We start from the raw sequence: 16483 nt of genomic DNA, 5'->3' as shown, positions 1-16483 counted from the left end.
TGTCCGACGTTGCCGCGCCCGCCGCCGCGACCGCGCAGCCGGTTGCCACGCCCGCCGCATCGGTGACTGCGCCGGCAGCGGCCCCTGCCGTTCCCGTGGAGACACCGTCCAAGCCGCGCTTCGAGGTGGAGCACCCGCTGGGACGCATCCCGGTCACCGAGGTGTTCCCGTCGGTGGAGAACGGCACCTGGCCGGCCAAGGCCACGGAGAACGAGGCGTTCCCGGTGCGCGCCACCGTGTTCCGCGAGGGACACGACCGCTTCGCGGCCACCGCAGTGCTGATCGGCCCGGACGGCAAGGACCACTCCAGTGCACCGATGTATGAGATCGCGCCGGGGCTGGACCGCTACGAGGCCTGGCTGATGCCGGACCGGCCGGGCGACTGGTCCTTCCGGATCGAGGCGTGGAGCGACCCGTACGCCACGTGGTGCCACGACGCGACCGTGAAGGTCAACGCCGGCACGGACGTGGAGCTGATGCTCACGGAGGGCGCCCTGTTCCTGGAGCGGGCGGCGGATCGCGACCTGCCGGTGGCCGCGCTGGACGTGCTGCGCGGGGCGGTCAAGACGCTGCGTGAGACCTCCCGGCCGCCGCAGGCCAGGCTGAGCGCGGGATTGTCCCCGCAGGTGCGCCAGGTGTTGGACGAGTACCCGGTGCGGGACCTGCTCTCCCCCACCCGCCCCTACCCGCTGGTGGTGCACCGAGAGAAGGCGCTGGCTGGCGCGTGGTATGAGATCTTCCCGCGCTCGATCGGCGCGGTGCAGAACCCGGACGGTTCGTGGAAGTCCGGCACGCTGGCCACGGCGGAGGCCGACCTGCCGCGCATCGCGGGCATGGGCTTCGACGTGGTCTACCTGACCCCGATCCACCCGATCGGTACCACCAACCGCAAGGGGCGCAACAACACCCTGGAGGCCCTGCCGGGCGACCCGGGTTCCCCCTACGGCATCGGCGCGCCCGAGGGCGGCCACGACGCGGTCCACCCGGACCTGGGCGACTTCGCGGACTTCGAGCACTTCGTGGCTCGGGCCCGCGAGCTGGGCATGGAGGTGGCGCTGGACATCGCGCTGCAGTGCTCCCCGGACCACCCGTGGGTAAAGGACCACCCGGAGTGGTTCACCACGCGCGCCGACGGCACCATCGCGTTCGCGGAGAACCCGCCCAAGAAGTACCAGGACATCTACCCTCTGAACTTCGACAACGACCCGGAGGGCATCTACCAGGCGATCCTGGCGATGCTGCTGAAGTGGATCGACCACGGGGTGACCCTGTTCCGCGTGGACAACCCGCACACCAAGCCGGTGAACTTCTGGCAGCGCATCCTGGCCGAGATCGCGGTGGACCACCCGGAGGTGGTGTTCCTCAGTGAGGCCTTCACGCGCCCGGCAATGATGCGCACGCTCGGGGCGGTGGGCTTCCACCAGTCCTACACGTACTTCACGTGGCGCACCGAGGCCAAGGAGATCGGCGAGTACCTGGTGGAGCTGGCGGAGCAGACCGCGCACCTGATGCGGCCCAACTTCTGGCCCACCACCCACGACATCTTGACCCCGCAGATGTGGGACGGCGGCGCCCCGATCTTCGCGGCCCGCGCCGTGCTGGCGGCCACGGCCAGCCCGTCCTGGGGCGTCTACAACGGCTACGAGCTGATCGAGGACGTGCCGCGCCCGGGCGCCCAGGAGCAGATCGACAACGAGAAGTACGAGTACAAGCCGCGCGACTACAGCCGGGCCGACGAGATCGGAATCTCCTCCCTGTTTGCGCGGCTGAACGCGATCCGCGCCGCCCACCCGGCGCTGCGTCAGCTGCACCGCATCACGATCCACCCCACCTCCAACCCGGCGCTGTTCTGCTTCTCCAAGCACGTGCCGGCCGCACTCTCCCCGACCGGGGTGGCGGACACGGTGCTGGTGGTGGTCAACCTGGACCCGCACAACACCCAAAACGGTGTGTTGGAGCTGAACGTGGACGCCCTGGGGGCCTCCGCGCGTCCCGGCGTGTTCCTGCGCGTCACGGACGAGCTCAGCGGCGAGGAATACGTGTGGGGTGAGCGTCCCTTCGTGGAACTCACCCCCCACCACTACACGCCCGTGGGCAAGATGGCCCACGTGCTGCGAGTGGAACTCATCTAGTAGGTATCGGCCCGGGAGGGCGCGCCTGACGGCTCCGCCTCCCACTTTCACGACAGGTGCAAATCATGGAAACGCTCAACTCCCCCACTCCGCGTCCGGTGGACGACGCTGCCCTGGGACAGGCCGCCTACGGAGAGTATTTTGACCCCCACTCCGTTCTTGGCCCCCACTTCCACGAGGGCGCCCTGACCATCCGCACGGTGCGCCACCTGGCTGACGAGGTGGCGATCGTGACCGAGGACGGGGAGTTCCCCGCTGTTCACGAGGCCTACGGCGTGTGGGTGTGCGTGCTACCCGTGACGGAGATGCCCGACTACCGGGTCAAGGTCCGCTACGGAGAGACCACCGCAGTAGTTGATGACCCGTATCGGTTCCTCCCCACGCTGGGCGAGCTGGACATGCACTTGATCCGCGAAGGGCGCCACGAGCGCCTGTGGGAGGTGCTCGGCGCGCACGTGCGCGAGTACGACGGCCCGCTAGGTGAGGTGAGTGGAACGTCGTTCGCCGTGTGGGCGCCGAACGCGCGCGCGGTTCGCGTGGTGGGCGACTTCAACTACTGGGACGGCACCGCCACCTCGATGCGCTCGCTGGGCAACTCCGGCGTCTGGGAGCTGTTCGTGCCCGGCGTGGGCGTGGGCACGCGCTACAAGTTCGAGATCAGGCGCGGCGACGGCTCCTGGGTGCAAAAGGCCGACCCGATGGCGCGCGCCTGCGAGGTGCCGCCGCTGACCGCCTCGGTGGTGACCAAGAACGTCCACGAGTGGCACGACGAGGAGTGGATGGAGGCCCGCAAGGAGAGGGACGCGCACTCCGGCCCGATGAGCATCTACGAGGTGCACCTGGGCTCCTGGCGTCCCGGCCTGACCTACCGCGAGCTGGCCACGGAGCTGGTGGACTACGTCACCGACCTGGGCTTCACGCACGTGGAGTTCATGCCCGTCGCCGAGCACCCCTTCGGCGGCTCGTGGGGCTACCAGGTGACCTCCTATTTCGCGCCCACCTCCCGTTTCGGCACGCCGGACGACTTCCGCTACCTGGTGGACGCGCTGCACCAGGCCGGCGTCGGCGTAATCGTGGACTGGGTGCCGGCGCACTTCCCGAAGGACGAGTGGGCGCTGGCCCGGTTCGACGGGACCGCGCTCTACGAGCACCCGGACCCGCGCCTGGGAGAGCACCCGGACTGGGGCACGTTCATCTTCAACTTCGGCCGCGCCGAGGTGCGCAACTTCCTGGTGGCCAACGCCCTGTACTGGCTGGACGAGTTCCACATCGACGGCCTTCGTGTGGACGCGGTGGCCTCCATGCTCTACCTGGACTACTCGCGTCAGGACGGCCAGTGGGCACCGAACGTTTACGGCGGGCGCGAGAACCTGGAGGCGATCTCCTTCCTGCAGGAGGCCAACGCCACCGCCTACCGCCTCTACCCCGGCATCGTGATGATTGCGGAGGAGTCCACCGCGTTCCCCGGGGTTACTGCCCCCACCGAGTACGGCGGCCTGGGCTTTGGCCTGAAGTGGAACATGGGTTGGATGAACGACACGCTCAGCTACATCGCTGAGAAGCCGATCAACCGCCGCTGGCACCACGGCAAGATGACCTTCTCCCTGGTCTACGCCTTCACCGAGCAGTTCGTGCTGCCCTTCAGCCACGACGAGGTGGTGCACGGCAAGGGCTCCCTGTTGGCCAAGATGCCGGGCGACTACTGGCAGCAGCTGGCCGGGCTGCGCTGCCTGCTGGCCTACCAGTGGGCCCACCCCGGCAAGCAGCTGCTGTTCATGGGCCAGGAGTTTGGCCAGGGCTCCGAGTGGGATGGCAACTGCCTGGAGTGGTGGCACATGGACAAGGCCGAGCACCAGGGCGTGCACCGCCTGGTGCGTCAGCTCAACGAGATCTACGCCGACACCGAGGCGCTGTGGGCGCACGACTTCAGCCCCGAGGGCTTCGAGTGGCTCAACGCCAACGACGGCGACCACAACGTGTTCTCCTTCGTCCGCAAGACCCGCCGCGACGACGGCCACATGGAGTACCTGGTGTGCATCGCCAACTTTGCCGGCACTCCGCACGAGGGCTACCGCGTTGGTCTGCCGGTGGACGGGGAGTGGGACGAGGTCCTGAACACCGACGCCGAGGTCTTCTACGGCTCGGGCGTGGGCAACATGGGCAAGGTCTACACCGAGCCGACCCCGTGGGACGGCCGGCCGCAGTCGGCTGCGCTGCGGGTGCCGCCGCTGGGCGCGCTCTGGCTGCGCGCGGTGCGCTGAGCCCCGCGCCACTCGGGGTAGCCCCGGGTGACCCGGGCGGGGTGTTGGGGGGCGAATCGGTTTTCCGATTCGCCCCCCTCCTCTCGTTCCTGAAAGGCACGGGCGTGCATCGCCCCGGGGGCCGCCCCGCGCTTGCGGCCCGGGCGGGGGCCGCAGCCGCTGCCCCTCTTCTACATGATCAGGCTGGCCAGCCTCCGGCGCGCCGCACTCACCTCCGGGGTGGCGCCCAGGGCGTGGAACATCTCCACCAGGCGGGCGCGAGCGGCCTCCTTGTCCTCCTCGCTGCTTGCCGCCACGCGGTCCAGCAGCAGGTCCAGGGCGGCTGCGGCATGCCCGGCCGCCAGGAGCTGGTCGGCCCGCGCCAGCGGGTCCTCCAGGACCTGGGCCGTGTCCTGGTGGCTGGACTCCTCCAGGCGCTGCATCAGCCGCACCTGGGAGAGCGCGGCCTGCGCCTCGTGGTCCCGGGGATTCTCCAGCAGGGCCTTCTCGTAGCACTTGATCGCCTTGCCCAGGTCGCCGGCCTCGATCGCGGCCTGTGCCTCCAGGTGGAGCGGCGGCACGGGCTTGGGCGGCGGCGCACCGGTCACCTTGCCGGTGATGCCCTGCTGGGTCGCCAGCGCGATCAGCTGCTCCAGCAGCGCGCGCAGCTGCTCGTACTCGGCCACTCCCTCGTAAAGCGGCACCGGGCGCCCGCCCAGCACGGCCAGCGTGTAGGGGTAGCTGGTCACGCCGAAGGCCTGCGCTACCTGCGGGTTCGTCTCGACGTCGGCCACCGCCAGCTGGAAGGCGCCGTCCGCTTCCTTGCACAGCTCCCCCAGCACGGAGACGTTGCGGGCGGCACCCGGGTCCGTGCGGGCCGTGATCGCCACCACCACGGGGACCTGAGCGCTCAGCTCCACCATCTCGGCCAGGTTCGCCGGCGTCAGTTCCACCTCCAGCGGGGCGGGGATTCGCCCCGCCTCGTCGGAGCTACCTGCGCGATTCTGTGCCGTGCCTGCGCCTGCGCCGCCCGGGGCGGCACCGGTAACTGCCGAGCCGGCGCCGAGCACCCCCGGCTCGCCGCCCTGGCCCTGCGCCTTAGCGCGGGCCGTTGCCGCCAGCTCTGAAAGGTCTACTCCGCGTCCACTCACTGGTTGGCCTGCCCATCTGGGTTGGTGGAAGGATCGGCTACTACCGTGCGCAGCACGCGCTCGGCACCGATCACCTTGGCCTTCTCGCCGCTCACGGCCGAGGGCACGGCGAACGCCACGGTGATGTCCCAGGTGGCGGTCACGCTCCCCTCCACCTTCTTGTTCTCACCCAGCAGCGCACCGATGCTGCCGCCCAGGTTGAAGGTAGAGCCGGCCACCGTGCGCTGGAACACCGCGGTCTGCGTGAGCGTAGCCACCACGATCGCGCCGCCCTCTGCGGTCGGGATCTCAACGGCACCGTCCTCCCCCGCAGACAGCGTGGAGACCACGGTCCCGGAGGCAGAAGCAGAGTCGGTCATGCTCTTGACCTGGGTGGCCAGGGCAGCGGTGAAGGTGTCGTCGACGTCCACCACGGCGTTGCCCACCTGCGCGGGAGCCATCTGGACATAGTTAGAAACCACCTCCTGGGCAGAGTGCGCCGCGCCGGAGCCCTCCTTCACCCCGACCTCCGCGGAGAGCGTGGCCGGCACGGTGGCGCCCGGCAGCAGCCGCACCCAAGCCCACAGCTTGAACGGGTCCTGCGCGCCCTCCTGGCGAATCACCTTCAGAAGCGGGGTCTGCCCGTCGGTCGGGATCTCGGTTAGTTCCAGGATGGTCCGGGGCCACTCCACTCCGGCGCTAACCGTGGAGGTGTTGGTGGGGGCGGAGAGCGCCCCTGCGGGGAACTGACCACCGGACTTGCCGTCCAGCTCCAGCGCCGCCACGCGCATCCGCAGCGCGGGCCCGAACACGCGCGGGCTCAGGGCGTCGGCGTCCGCCGTCTTCACGGCCTCCAGCACCCGGTTGACGTCCGTGGTGACGTTGCCGATCTGCTCCTCGGTCAGCACCGGGCTGGTGTCGGGTACCTCGGTGCTCTGGGCGCCCGGCTCGGTGGAACTGCACCCAGCCAGGAGCGCTGCGGCGGCCACTAGCGCGATGGGAAGAAGACGCTTCATTCGGGCTTCTCCTCCGTCTCAGCCTCCGCAGGCGCGCTCTCCTCGGCGCCCGGGATCGGCCAATGGACCACGTAGCCAGTCTCCAACCGGCCGGAGCCCGCCCGCTCCGCTTCCTCGCTGCCGGTCTCACTGTGGCCGGCGGTAGCGGCGTCGGCGGGCGCAGCGTCGTCCACACTCAAGTCGCTGCTTTCGGCGTCCTGCGGCTGCGCTGCGGCCTGGCTCGCGCCGTCCTGGCTGGCTACGGCGGCGGGCCACTGGGGCATGTAGGCGCCCAGGAAGCCACCGTTGGTGCCTCCCTCGCCGCGCCCCTCGCCAGTGGCCTCGGCGTTCCCGTCGGCACCGACGGTGGTGCCCGCCTCGCCGGCGTTCTGGCGAACGGAACCGCCCAGGGAGAAGGAAGTGGCCCGGGCATCCTCGCCCTCCACCAGCCCCGCCTTGACGGTGCCCGTGACGGAGGAACCGGCCTGGCTGGCAGCGCCGGCCAGCGCACCACCCACGGCTCCGGCAGCACCGGCGGTGGTGGCATCAGCGCCGCTCTTGGCGCCAGTCAGCTTGCCCAGGAAGGGCAGCTGCTCGCGCGCCGAGGAGGTCAGACGGCCCAGGATCGACTGGCGCGGCTTGGCAGCCTCCGGCGCGTCCTCGCCGCTCTCGCCGCTTTCGAGCCGCGCGAGCTCGCGGCGAGACAGCGGCGGCGGGCTGTTGGGGTCGATGGCGCGCATCGACTGCGTGGTGGCGGCCCGCTTGGCGGCCCGCTTCTCCGCGTTGCGGCGGCGGCGCTCGGCCTCCCGCTTGAACAACAGGTCGACGTAGAAGACCGCCCCGGCCAGGGCCAGGAACAGCAGCGCCCACAGCAGGCCGGGGATAAGGAAGGTGGAGCGGTCGCGCGCGGCCCAAGACAGCGTCAGGCTGGGCGCGCCACTGGTGCCGACCGCGATGAGGGAGACGTTGTCTACCTCCGGCTTCAGCTTCAGCTTGACCTCACCGGTGCCGGACTTCGCGGTGGTCCACATGTCGCTGCTGGTCAGCGCGGCCTGCATGGTAGCCGTGTCCAGTTCCTCGGCACCCGAGCCGTCCTGCGGTGCACCGCTAGCCCCCTCGCTGGCGGCCGCAGAGGCGGCGACGGAGGCCGACGCACTGGCCCCCTCGCTCGCCGCCGCACTGGCACCCGCACTGGCACCCGCACTGGCGCTCTCACTCGCGGCCGGGGAGGGCGCCACGGTGGCGACCTCGGTGTTGGGGTCCAGGTTGACGGAGGTGAGGGTCTCCCAGTCCACGATGCCAGTGATCTCCGCTACCCGGTAGCTGGAGGACCAACCGTCCACGTCAGCGGTGCGGCCGATCGCCACTGCCACCTGCTCGCCCTTGGGCACGGTCACAGTGGCCAGGACCTCCCCCGGCAGGGCGTTGAGCACGCCCGGGGAGGTGATGAGCACCGGGGACTTGGCGTTGGCCGCCACCGGGTCGAACGTGGCCACCACGCGGTCTGCTGGCTTTAGTACCGTCGCGGACAGGATTGCCCAAACCAGGAATACGGCAGCGATTGCAGCCAGCGCGTATGCGGCGTTTAGCAGAGTAAGCAGTGACTTTTTCAAAGGTAACTCCTTGGGTCAACAGATACGATGCCACACAGTGCCCAGGGCCCTGCCCCGAACGAAGGATGAATCACAGGTGAATGAAGCTGCCTGGATGAGTCAGCGCCGCCAGAATGCGGCCCTCCATCAGGAGCGGCTGGAGCGCGAGCGTGCCGCCCAAAGCGCCCAGGCCGGTGAGCTGATCCGGGCTTTCCTGGTCAGCGCCCGCCGCCGTGGTTTGCAGCCGCAGCCGCTGCGGGTTTCCGGCTATTCCGGTTTCGAGGCCCGCACCAACCTGCGCGGCTGGTATCTGCGCCTGGACCGCACGGTGGGGATAGACACCGATGGCAATTTCTACGTGTTAACCGCTCCCCTTTCGTTCCTTGATCGCTTCCGCACGCAGCGGCCGGTGCCCTCGCCGCCCCCGCTGGTGATTGGCCAGGGTGGGCGCGACGGCGACTCCATCGAGCTGCGTGCTGCCCTAGAGCGTCTCCTACCTGGCTGGGAAGACGCCGAGAATTAGTTGACCTGTGGATGGACGACGCTGCCGCGCCGCCCCGTCCCTTCCCCGCGCCACTGCGTGCACCGGCGTTCTTGTAGGCTGATTTGGCTGCTACCGGGCGGCTTGGCGCACCAGTTCCGCCAGGGCCTGCGCGGTGGCGGCGGGGTTCTCCATGGGCGGGAAGTGGCCGGCCCCGGCGACGGTGACCACCCGGCAGCCCAGGGCGGCGGCCATGTGTTCGGCGTCGGCGGGGCTGCAGGGCACGTCGTGCTCCCCGCGCAGTACCAGGCCGGGGGTGGCGGCCCGCGCCAGGGTGCGCAGCGCGTCGGTGCGGTCGGGGCGGGCCGCCATGGCGCGCTGGGCCCAGGCGATGGCCTGCCCGCTGCTGGCGCCGGCCATCGCCCGGTATGCCTCCAGCACGTCTCCCCCGCCCAGGGTGGCCGGGGCAAGCACGGCGCCGGCCATGGGGGCAACCACTCCGGCCCCCTCGGTGAGGGCGCGCTCGGCCATGTCCAGGCGGCCGGCGCGCGCCTGCGGCGCGTCGAGCGTGGACTTGGTGTCCAGCAGGGCGAGCGCGGCCACCAGTTCGGGGTGGCGCTCTGCCAACGCCATCGCCACGTAGCCGCCCATGGAGAGGCCCGCCACGGCGGCTCGCTCTATCCCCAGGGCGCGCAGCGTGGCGGCCACGGCGTCCGCGTAGCCCTCCAGGCCCTCCACCGGGCCGTGCCCGCCGGGACCCACCAGGTGGGCGCTGCCGCCCCAGCCGGGACCGTCCACCACCAAAACATCCTCCACCCCACGAGCGGCGAGCTCCGGCAAGAGCAGGTCCCACATGTGTCCGTCCACGGGGAAGCCGTGCAGCAGCACCAGCGGCAGCCCGCCGGGATTGCCGAGGCGGCAGGTGGCTAGGTAGGTCGGTTCCACGGGTTTCTCCTTCGTCTCCAACTGGGCCAAGTGGCGCTCCTAGCCGCAATTGTTGCCTGCCTGGCCGGCAACGTCGTCCCTTTTCGGCCCAAGCGTTGCAGCCTGGGTCCTTTTACCGGACGGCGCGCTGCCAGCAGGCCGTGTGCCAGTGGCGGCGCTCCTCCAGGCCGGCGTCGGCCCCGAAGAGGTGCTCGTTGCTCCAGGCGACCACGTGCGCGGTGCCGGGCACGATGGGGCGGTGGCAGCCCGGACACGTGTAGGTCTTGGTGCTGCCCTGCTGGCGGCGCACCGTGAAGTCCGCCCCGCCCGGGCCGCGCTCGGTGCGGGGTAACGCGGCCAAGCGGCCCATGTCCAGGGGAACGTGCCCCTGGACATAGGGCCGCTTGGAGGATCGCCGGCCGCTCGGCACTAGGCCACCAGCGCGCCGCGGCGGTAGACCTCGACAGGGTGGATGTCCTCGGTGACCACCACGACGTCGGCGAACTTGCCGGCCTCCAGGGAGCCCACCTGGTCCTCGATGCCGATGATGCGGGCGCCCACCAGGGTGGCGCTGTAGACGGTGTCCACCAGGCTGACGCCGCCCTTGTACGTGGTGCGCACCACGTCCATGAGGCGCGCGGTGCCGCCCGCGATGGAGCCGCCGTGGGTGAGGCGGGCCACGCCGTCCGCCACGGTGACCTCCTGGGAGCCCAGGCGGTAGGCGCCGTCGGGCATGCCGGCCGCGGCCATCGCGTCGGTGATGAGCACTACGTTGTCGCGGCCCACGATCTCGAACACGTTGCGCACCACGGCCGGGGACAGGTGGGTGCCGTCGGCCACCAGCTCCACCACGCAGCGGTCGCGCACGGCGGAGGCCAGGAACTCGGCGATCGGGCTGGGGGTGCGGTGGTGCAGCGGGGTCATGCCGTTGAACAGGTGGGTGACGGTGCACAGCGGGGAGCGGCGGTTCTCGGTGCGCGCCAGGATCTCCACGGCGTCGTCCAGGGCCTTGCGGGTCTCGTCCGGCCCGGCGTCGGTGTGCCCGAAGGACGGCAGGGCGCCGCCCTCGATCAGCGCCTCGCTGACGCCGCCGGCGCCCACCACGTTCGGCTTCTCCGGGGCGATGGTCATGGTCATGCCGTAGCCGCGCGCGATCTGGATCAGCTCGCGGGTCAGCTCCGGGTTGGGCTCCTGGATCAGCTTGGGGTCCTGGGCGCCGCAGCGCACCTCGCTGACGAAGGGGCCCTCCCAGTGGATGCCGGCCAGCTCGCCCTCGTCGCACAGGTCCGCCAGCAGGGCGGTGCGCTCGCGCAGCGTGTCCGGGGCGGCGGTGACGGTGGAGGCCACCAGGGTGGTGGTGCCCTGGGAGCGGTGGGCCATGACGGCGGTCAGCACGTCCTCGCGGGTCTGGGCGTCGGGGAAGGAGGCGGAGCCGCCGCCGTGGCAGTGCACGTCCACCAGGCCGGGCAGCACGTACCCGTCTACCGCCTTGGCGGCATCTGCCAAGCCCGCCGGGGCCTGCGCGGCGGGACCAACGTAGGTGAGCTTGTCGCCCTCCCACGCCACCACGCCGTCGGCCAGGATTTCATCGGTTAGTACAACGCGCCCGCGCAGAGCGCCAGTGATCTGCTCCATGGGCGCAATTGTGCCACCGCGAGCCTTGTCCGGGTTGGGACCACCCGCCGCGAACAATTGATTTCGCTAATCGACAATCGAGCGGCGGCCGCCTTTAGCGAGCCTTACCGAACCGGGGACGACGTGCCCGCCTGCCGCCCGGCGGGCGCGGTCGCTGCCGTCATGGCGGCGGCTCAGCCCAGGCGCGCCAGCATCTGCTTGATCGCGCGGTCGGCGTCCTTTTCTACCCTGGCCGACGCTGCCGCCCCGCCCGCCCACTTCAGGCCGGCCGACGGTCGCACCGCCACCACGCGGCCACGGTCCACCACCAGCGGGGCGAATACGCCGTTCTTGGCCGGGCAGATCAGGCGCTCGCCGGCCTCGTCCGTGAGGCAGGTGCGGTCCTTGTAGCCCACGTGCAGCTCGTCGAAGGCGCCCAGGAAGAGGGTGCGGTTGGCCTCCTCGCGGTGCTGGGCCAGCAGGTCGGGCAGGTCCGCGCGCAGGTAGTGGGCTTGGTTCAGCTCGGCGGCGCTGCGCGGCGTGAACTCCACCAGTTTGCCGTTCTCCACGCGGACTCGCGCCAACGGGAGGTCGCCTTGGCTGGCTGCGGCAAAGGCGTCATCCAAAGCCTGGGCGCACTGCCGCAGCGGCAGTGCGCTCCAACGGGCCAGGTCGACTGCGGTCACCGGGCCGTGGCCCGCCGCGTAGCGCCGGGCCACCTCGGCCAGGGCCTGGGCGTGACCGGCCTGGCCTGCGGCCACTCCCCCGCTGCCTCCCACGCCGGTGTGCGCGCCCGGCAGGCCGCGCGCGTCGATTACCAGGTGCTCACCGCTGCTGCGCTGGGCTTGCACCAAGACCCCCTCCAAATGCAGGGCAATAAAGACCACCCGGCGCAGGACCTGCCCATCGTCCGCCTCCTGCCCGCCCGACTGCGGCAGCAATCCTGCCTCCAGCCAGGCGGCGTTGAGGTCCTCACGCCGGGCGGCGCCGTTAGCGATCACCGCGAGGGCGACGTCGGCCGCCCGCTCCATGAATCTCGGCGGCAGGCCCAGGTTCTTCAGGTGATTGCGCACGTAGGTGTCGCGGTGGCGCAGGGTCTCGCGCAACCAGTGGTGGTCCGCCGCAGTCGTGACGTGCACGGTGCCTCGCATCGGCCAGGAACGCACCAGCCCGGTGGGCCCGAATGCGCCCTCCACCTCGGCCTTACTCGTGCCCTGGGTGCGCGCCAGGAGGGCATGCGGGATTGCGCTCGCCTGCTGGCCCTGGACCGCCAACAACTTGGCTACCGCCTCCACCGGGTCGGCTCCGGCAGTAGCGGGCACCAGCCCCTGCGCCACGATCCGCAGCAGGCTGGCCTCCGGCGGCAGTTGCGCCGCCGCCCCGACCGAGCCCGCTCCGGGCTTGGCGCTCTTGAAGCCCTCTACGCTGGTTGCGGCCGGGCGGGCCGCCGGGGAGCTCGCCATCAAAAGAGCCGCGAGTCGGAGTCGTCCACCCCGCGCATGGCGGCGTAGTCCAGCAGCAGGCAGCCGATGCCCCGGTCTGCGGCCAGCACGCGTGCCTGCGGCTTGATCACCTGGGCGGCGAACACGCCGGTGACGGGGGCCAACAGCGGGTCGCGGTTGAGCAGCTCCAGGTAGCGGGTGAGCTGCTCCACCCCGTCGATCTCGCCGCGCCGCTTGACCTCCACAGCCACGTGGCCGCCCTCCGGGTTGCGCACCAGCAGGTCCACCGGACCGATCGCGGTCGGGTACTCGCGGCGCACCAGGCTCACGCCCTGGCCGATCAGCTCCACCTGCTCCGCCAGGAGCTCCTGCAGGTGGGCCTCCACGCCGTCCTTCTCCAGGCCCGGGTCCACGCCCAGGGCCTCCTCGACGTCAGCCACCACGTTGTAGATGGTGATGGTCAAGACGTCGTCCGCCTTGGCTGCGGCCACCTTCCACACCTGCGTGGCCCCCTCGGCCGCCGCGTCCGGCTCCGGCTCGGCCTCGCTGAAGTTGCACGGCGGGCTCATCCAGTTCAGCGGCTTGTACGAGCCGCCGTCGGCGTGAACCAGCACCGAACCATCGGCCTTCAACATCAGTACCCGCAACGCCCTGGGCAGGCGGGCATCCAGGCGGCCGGAGTAGGTCACGGAGCAGTCAGCAAACACAACACGCACGGCCCGTAGCCTAGCGGCTCCGGCCAACGCCGCACGCCCAGCCCGGCCCCAGCGGGTCTGCGCGCACCGATCCGGGCGGTACGGCGGCAGCGTCGTCCAGACAAAACGAAGCGCCGCAGCGGGAAGGCCAAAATCCTCTTCTCGCTGCGGCGCTCAGACCCGGGCTCGCTGCGAGGGCGGGCGCCGGGAGGCTTGGGCTAGAGCAGGGGCTCCTCGCGGGGCCCGGCGGCGTCAACCCAGGCGACCATGGCGGCGTACACGTCGGCGGAGACGCGAAGCACGTCGGCGCCCATGTGGACGTTCACCTGGCCGTCCCCGGCGGGGTCGGCGCTCATCTCGAAGCTGTGGCGGGTGTAGGCGCGAAAGCGCCGCACGCCCACGAACACGGAGCGGTAGACGTAGATGGTGGTGGAACCGAACACGAGGTAGCCGGGCACCTCGCGCTCTTCGCCACCGGCGCGGACCTTGCAGCGGAAGCTGCCGATGCGGTCGCGCAGGGCGGCCTTGCGCAGCAGGGCCAGCGCCGCCAGGATTCCCAGCGGTATCGCGATTGCTAGCGCCCACCACCATTCCATGGCTTAGCCCAGCTTGGCGTAGTCGGCTAACACGGTGATGATGTCACGGTCGACGTTGGCGAAGCCGCCGTCTACGTGGAAGGTGTGGGTGGCACCGGCGGTGTCGGTCACGCGCACCTCGCCGCTGGCCAGGGCGGCCAGGATCGGTTGGCGGCCGGGGAGGATGCCCAGCTCTCCAGAGAGAGCGGGCACCACCACAGACTGCGCTTCGCCTTCCCACACGTCGTGCGTGCGGGCCACGATGTTTACCTTGAGCGCCACGGTGATCAGGCCTCCGCCTGCAGCTTCTTCCAGTTGCGCTCGAGGTCCTCGATGCCGCCGATGTTGAAGAAGGCCTGCTCGGCCACGTGGTCGTACTCGCCGTCCGCGATGCGGCGGAAGGCCTCGATGGTCTCGTCCAGCGGCACGGTGGAGCCCGGCACGCCGGTGAACTTCTCTGCCATGTAGGTGTTCTGGGAGAGGAACTGCTCGATGCGGCGGGCGCGGGCCACTGCCAGCTTGTCCTCTTCGCTCAGCTCGTCCACACCGAGGATGGCGATGATGTCCTGCAGTTCCTTGTTCTTCTGCAGGATGGACTTCACGCGGGTGGCGACCTCGTAGTGCGTCTGGCCCACGAAGCGGGGGTCCAGGATGCGGGAGGTGGAGGCCAGCGGGTCCACTGCCGGGTACAGACCGCGGGAGGCGATCGCGCGGGAGAGCTCGGTGGTGGCGTCCAGGTGCGCGAAGGTGGTGGCCGGGGCCGGGTCGGTGTAGTCGTCGGCGGGCACGTAGATGGCCTGCAGCGACGTGATGGAGTGGCCGCCGGCGGAGGTGATGCGCTCCTGCAGCTGGCCCATCTCGTCGGCCAGGTTGGGCTGGTAGCCCACGGCGGAGGGCATGCGGCCCAGCAGGGTGGAGACCTCGGAACCGGCCTGGGTGAAGCGGAAGATGTTGTCGATGAAGAGCAGCACGTCCTGCTCCTTCACGTCGCGGAAGTACTCCGCCATCGTCAGGGCGGACAGGGCCACGCGCAGACGCGTGCCCGGCGGCTCGTCCATCTGGCCAAAGACCAGCGCGGTCTTGTCGAAGACGCCGGCCTCCTCCATCTCGTGGATCAGGTCGTTGCCCTCACGGGTGCGCTCGCCGACGCCGGCGAACACGGACACACCGCCGTGGTCCTGCGCCACGCGCTGGATCATCTCCTGGATGAGCACGGTCTTGCCCACGCCGGCGCCGCCGAACAGGCCGATCTTGCCACCCTGCACGTAGGGGGTGAGCAGGTCGATGACCTTGATGCCGGTCTCGAACATCTGGGTCTTGGACTCCAGCTGGTCGAACGACGGGGGCTGGCGGTGGATGGACCACCGCTCGGTGACCTCGAGCTTCTCGCCCTCGGGCAGGTTGAGCACGTCACCGGTGACGTTGAAGACCTTGCCACGGGTGACGTCGCCAACCGGGACGGTGATCGGGGCGCCGGTGTCAACCACCTCGGCGCCACGGACCAGGCCGTCGGTGGGCTTCAGCGAGATGGCGCGCACCAGGTTGTGGCCCAGGTGCTGGGCCACCTCCAGGGTGAGGGCGACGGGGCCGGCGGCCTCCCCCTCGCCCTGGCTGCTCAGGTCCAGCTGGGTGGTCAGGGCGTTGTACATTTCCGGGATCTGCCCGGGCGGGAACTCGATGTCAACCACCGGGCCGATGACTCGGGCAATGCGTCCGTTAGCCATGTTCTTCTCCTTCGTGTACGGGGTGGCTCAGCTCGCCGCGAGGGCGTCTGCCCCCGACACGATCTCGCTGATTTCCTGGGTAATCTCGGCCTGGCGAGCCGAGTTGGCAAGTCGGGTGTAGTCACGGATCAAGTCTTCGGCGTTGTCCGTGGCGGTGTGCATGGCCTGCTGGCGGGCGGCGAGCTCGGAGGCGGCCGACTGCAGCAGGGCGTTGCGGATGCGGGAGCGCACGTAGATGGGCAGCAGCGCGTCCAGGACCTCGTTGGCGGAAGGCTCGAATTCGTAGAGCGGGGTGCGCTGCTCTGCGTCGGGCACGCCGTCGTAGTCGGCGTCCACCACCTGCAGGGGCAGCATGCGCCGCACCTGCGGGACCTGGGAGACCATGGAGACGAAGCGCGTGTAGACCATGTGGACTTCTGCCACGCCACCGTCGTCGGGCTTGGCGATGAACCGCTCGTAGAGCACCTGCGCGATCTCGTGCATGTCCTCTTCGGTGGGGCTGTCGCTGTTGCCGGACCAGATGCGCTCCACCTCGCGCCCGCGGAAGCGGAAGTAGGCGGCGGCGCGGCGGCCGGCCACGTAGATGACGGGCTCGCGCCCCTCGTCCACGAGCGAGGCGATCAGGCGCTCGGCCTCGCGCAGCACGGTGGCCGAGTAGGAGCCCGCCATGCCGCGGTCGGCCGCGACCACGAGCACGGCGACGCGCTTGTTGTCGGCACGCTCGCTCGGGTCCTGGGTGAGGGGGTGGTCGAAGTCCGCGTGCGCGGAGAGCAGGCCGATGGCCTCGGTGAGGGCAGCGTCGTACGGGCTCGCGCTCTGGGCGCGGTTGCGCGCCTTGCCGATACGCGAGGCCGCGATCAGCTCCATCGCACGGAACACCTTCTTCAGGGTCTGGGTGGAGCGGATCCGCTGCTTGTAGATTCGCTGCTTTCCGCCCAT

At 70.4% G+C, this 16483-nt stretch carries 15 protein-coding genes; 3 read left to right on the top strand and 12 right to left on the bottom strand.

Features of this window, described 5'->3' with window-relative positions:
• The first annotated feature begins 95 nt into the window (after window positions 1-95).
• Together ABYF38_RS07710 and glgB are read left to right on the top strand one after the other, a co-directional pair.
• Window positions 96-2132, top strand: coding sequence for a maltotransferase domain-containing protein (locus tag ABYF38_RS07710; protein ID WP_371153018.1), 2037 nt, complete (start codon window positions 96-98; stop codon window positions 2130-2132).
• A 65-nt stretch (window positions 2133-2197) separates the two neighbouring features.
• A complete protein-coding gene (gene glgB, locus ABYF38_RS07705) occupies window positions 2198-4393 on the top strand; it encodes a 1,4-alpha-glucan branching protein GlgB (protein ID WP_371151804.1) in 2196 nt (731 codons plus the stop codon).
• Between the two features lie 170 nt (window positions 4394-4563).
• Here glgB and ABYF38_RS07700 read toward each other — a convergent pair whose 3' ends face one another.
• The 3 genes from ABYF38_RS07700 to ABYF38_RS07690 are packed head-to-tail and all read right to left on the bottom strand — an operon-like array spanning window position 4564 to window position 8110.
• Entirely contained in the window at window positions 4564-5523 is a 960-nt protein-coding gene (locus ABYF38_RS07700; protein WP_371151803.1) for a tetratricopeptide repeat protein, read from the bottom strand.
• Window positions 5520-6518, bottom strand: coding sequence for a hypothetical protein (locus ABYF38_RS07695; RefSeq protein WP_371151802.1), 999 nt, complete (start codon window positions 6516-6518; stop codon window positions 5520-5522). Before ABYF38_RS07695 ends, ABYF38_RS07700 begins: the two co-directional genes overlap by 4 nt.
• The gene (locus ABYF38_RS07690) at window positions 6515-8110 is read right to left on the bottom strand and encodes a hypothetical protein (RefSeq protein ID WP_371151801.1); all 1596 of its coding nucleotides are present in this window, start codon (window positions 8108-8110) and stop codon (window positions 6515-6517) included. Before ABYF38_RS07690 ends, ABYF38_RS07695 begins: the two co-directional genes overlap by 4 nt.
• Window positions 8111-8204: 94 nt before the next feature.
• Here ABYF38_RS07690 and ABYF38_RS07685 point away from each other — a divergent pair, with 94 nt between their 5' ends.
• Window positions 8205-8612 carry a hypothetical protein gene (locus ABYF38_RS07685; protein ID WP_371151800.1) on the top strand — a complete coding sequence of 136 codons (408 nt, stop codon included), beginning with the start codon at window positions 8205-8207 and terminating at the stop codon, window positions 8610-8612.
• A 90-nt stretch (window positions 8613-8702) separates the two neighbouring features.
• On the opposite strand, the gene ABYF38_RS07680 is transcribed toward ABYF38_RS07685, so the two are convergent.
• From ABYF38_RS07680 to ABYF38_RS07640, 9 genes are all read right to left on the bottom strand, one after another.
• Window positions 8703-9515, bottom strand: coding sequence for an alpha/beta fold hydrolase (locus tag ABYF38_RS07680; RefSeq protein WP_371151799.1), 813 nt, complete (start codon window positions 9513-9515; stop codon window positions 8703-8705).
• Between the two features lie 112 nt (window positions 9516-9627).
• Entirely contained in the window at window positions 9628-9864 is a 237-nt protein-coding gene (locus ABYF38_RS07675; protein ID WP_371153017.1) for a hypothetical protein, read from the bottom strand.
• Window positions 9865-9923: 59 nt separating this feature from the next.
• Window positions 9924-11129, bottom strand: a complete 1206-nt coding sequence (locus tag ABYF38_RS07670; RefSeq protein WP_371151798.1) for an N-acetylglucosamine-6-phosphate deacetylase — start codon at window positions 11127-11129, stop codon at window positions 9924-9926.
• Between the two features lie 173 nt (window positions 11130-11302).
• A complete protein-coding gene (locus ABYF38_RS07665; protein ID WP_371151797.1) occupies window positions 11303-12571 on the bottom strand; it encodes a DNA glycosylase AlkZ-like family protein in 1269 nt (422 codons plus the stop codon).
• Window positions 12571-13266 (bottom strand): endonuclease NucS, encoded by a 696-nt coding sequence (gene nucS / locus ABYF38_RS07660; RefSeq protein WP_371151796.1) that lies wholly within the window; start codon window positions 13264-13266, stop codon window positions 12571-12573. Before nucS ends, ABYF38_RS07665 begins: the two co-directional genes overlap by 1 nt.
• A 197-nt stretch (window positions 13267-13463) precedes the next feature.
• Entirely contained in the window at window positions 13464-13841 is a 378-nt protein-coding gene (locus ABYF38_RS07655) for a hypothetical protein (RefSeq protein WP_371151795.1), read from the bottom strand.
• A gap of 3 nt (window positions 13842-13844) precedes the next feature.
• A complete protein-coding gene (locus ABYF38_RS07650; RefSeq protein ID WP_371151794.1) occupies window positions 13845-14102 on the bottom strand; it encodes a F0F1 ATP synthase subunit epsilon in 258 nt (85 codons plus the stop codon).
• A 5-nt stretch (window positions 14103-14107) separates the two neighbouring features.
• Complete coding sequence (gene atpD / locus ABYF38_RS07645; RefSeq protein ID WP_371151793.1) at window positions 14108-15544, bottom strand: F0F1 ATP synthase subunit beta; 1437 nt, start codon at window positions 15542-15544, stop codon at window positions 14108-14110.
• 27 nt (window positions 15545-15571) lie between these two features.
• A complete protein-coding gene (locus tag ABYF38_RS07640) occupies window positions 15572-16483 on the bottom strand; it encodes a F0F1 ATP synthase subunit gamma (RefSeq protein ID WP_371151792.1) in 912 nt (303 codons plus the stop codon).

Source organism: Buchananella sp. 14KM1171, from assembly GCF_041380365.1.
In the GTDB taxonomy this organism is placed as follows: Bacteria; Actinomycetota; Actinomycetes; order Actinomycetales; family Actinomycetaceae; genus Buchananella; species Buchananella felis.
The sequence above is the reverse complement of the archived record's forward strand: the minus strand, read 5'-3'. Positions and strand labels throughout refer to the sequence as shown.

Excerpts from the sequence above, each read along its gene's own strand:
- ABYF38_RS07685 (WP_371151800.1), top strand. The coding sequence starts at position 8,205 with ATGAGTCAGCGCCGCCAGAATGCGGCCCTCCATCAGGAGCGGCTGGAG.
- ABYF38_RS07665 (WP_371151797.1), bottom strand. The coding sequence starts at position 12,571 with ATGGCGAGCTCCCCGGCGGCCCGCCCGGCCGCAACCAGCGTAGAGGGC.
- ABYF38_RS07695 (WP_371151802.1), bottom strand. The coding sequence starts at position 6,518 with ATGAAGCGTCTTCTTCCCATCGCGCTAGTGGCCGCCGCAGCGCTCCTG.
- ABYF38_RS07675 (WP_371153017.1), bottom strand. The coding sequence starts at position 9,864 with ATGGGCCGCTTGGCCGCGTTACCCCGCACCGAGCGCGGCCCGGGCGGG.
- ABYF38_RS07670 (WP_371151798.1), bottom strand. The coding sequence starts at position 11,129 with ATGGAGCAGATCACTGGCGCTCTGCGCGGGCGCGTTGTACTAACCGAT.
- ABYF38_RS07640 (WP_371151792.1), bottom strand. The coding sequence starts at position 16,483 with ATGGGCGGAAAGCAGCGAATCTACAAGCAGCGGATCCGCTCCACCCAG.
- glgB (WP_371151804.1), top strand. The coding sequence starts at position 2,198 with ATGGAAACGCTCAACTCCCCCACTCCGCGTCCGGTGGACGACGCTGCC.
- ABYF38_RS07655 (WP_371151795.1), bottom strand. The coding sequence starts at position 13,841 with ATGGAATGGTGGTGGGCGCTAGCAATCGCGATACCGCTGGGAATCCTG.
- atpD (WP_371151793.1), bottom strand. The coding sequence starts at position 15,544 with ATGGCTAACGGACGCATTGCCCGAGTCATCGGCCCGGTGGTTGACATC.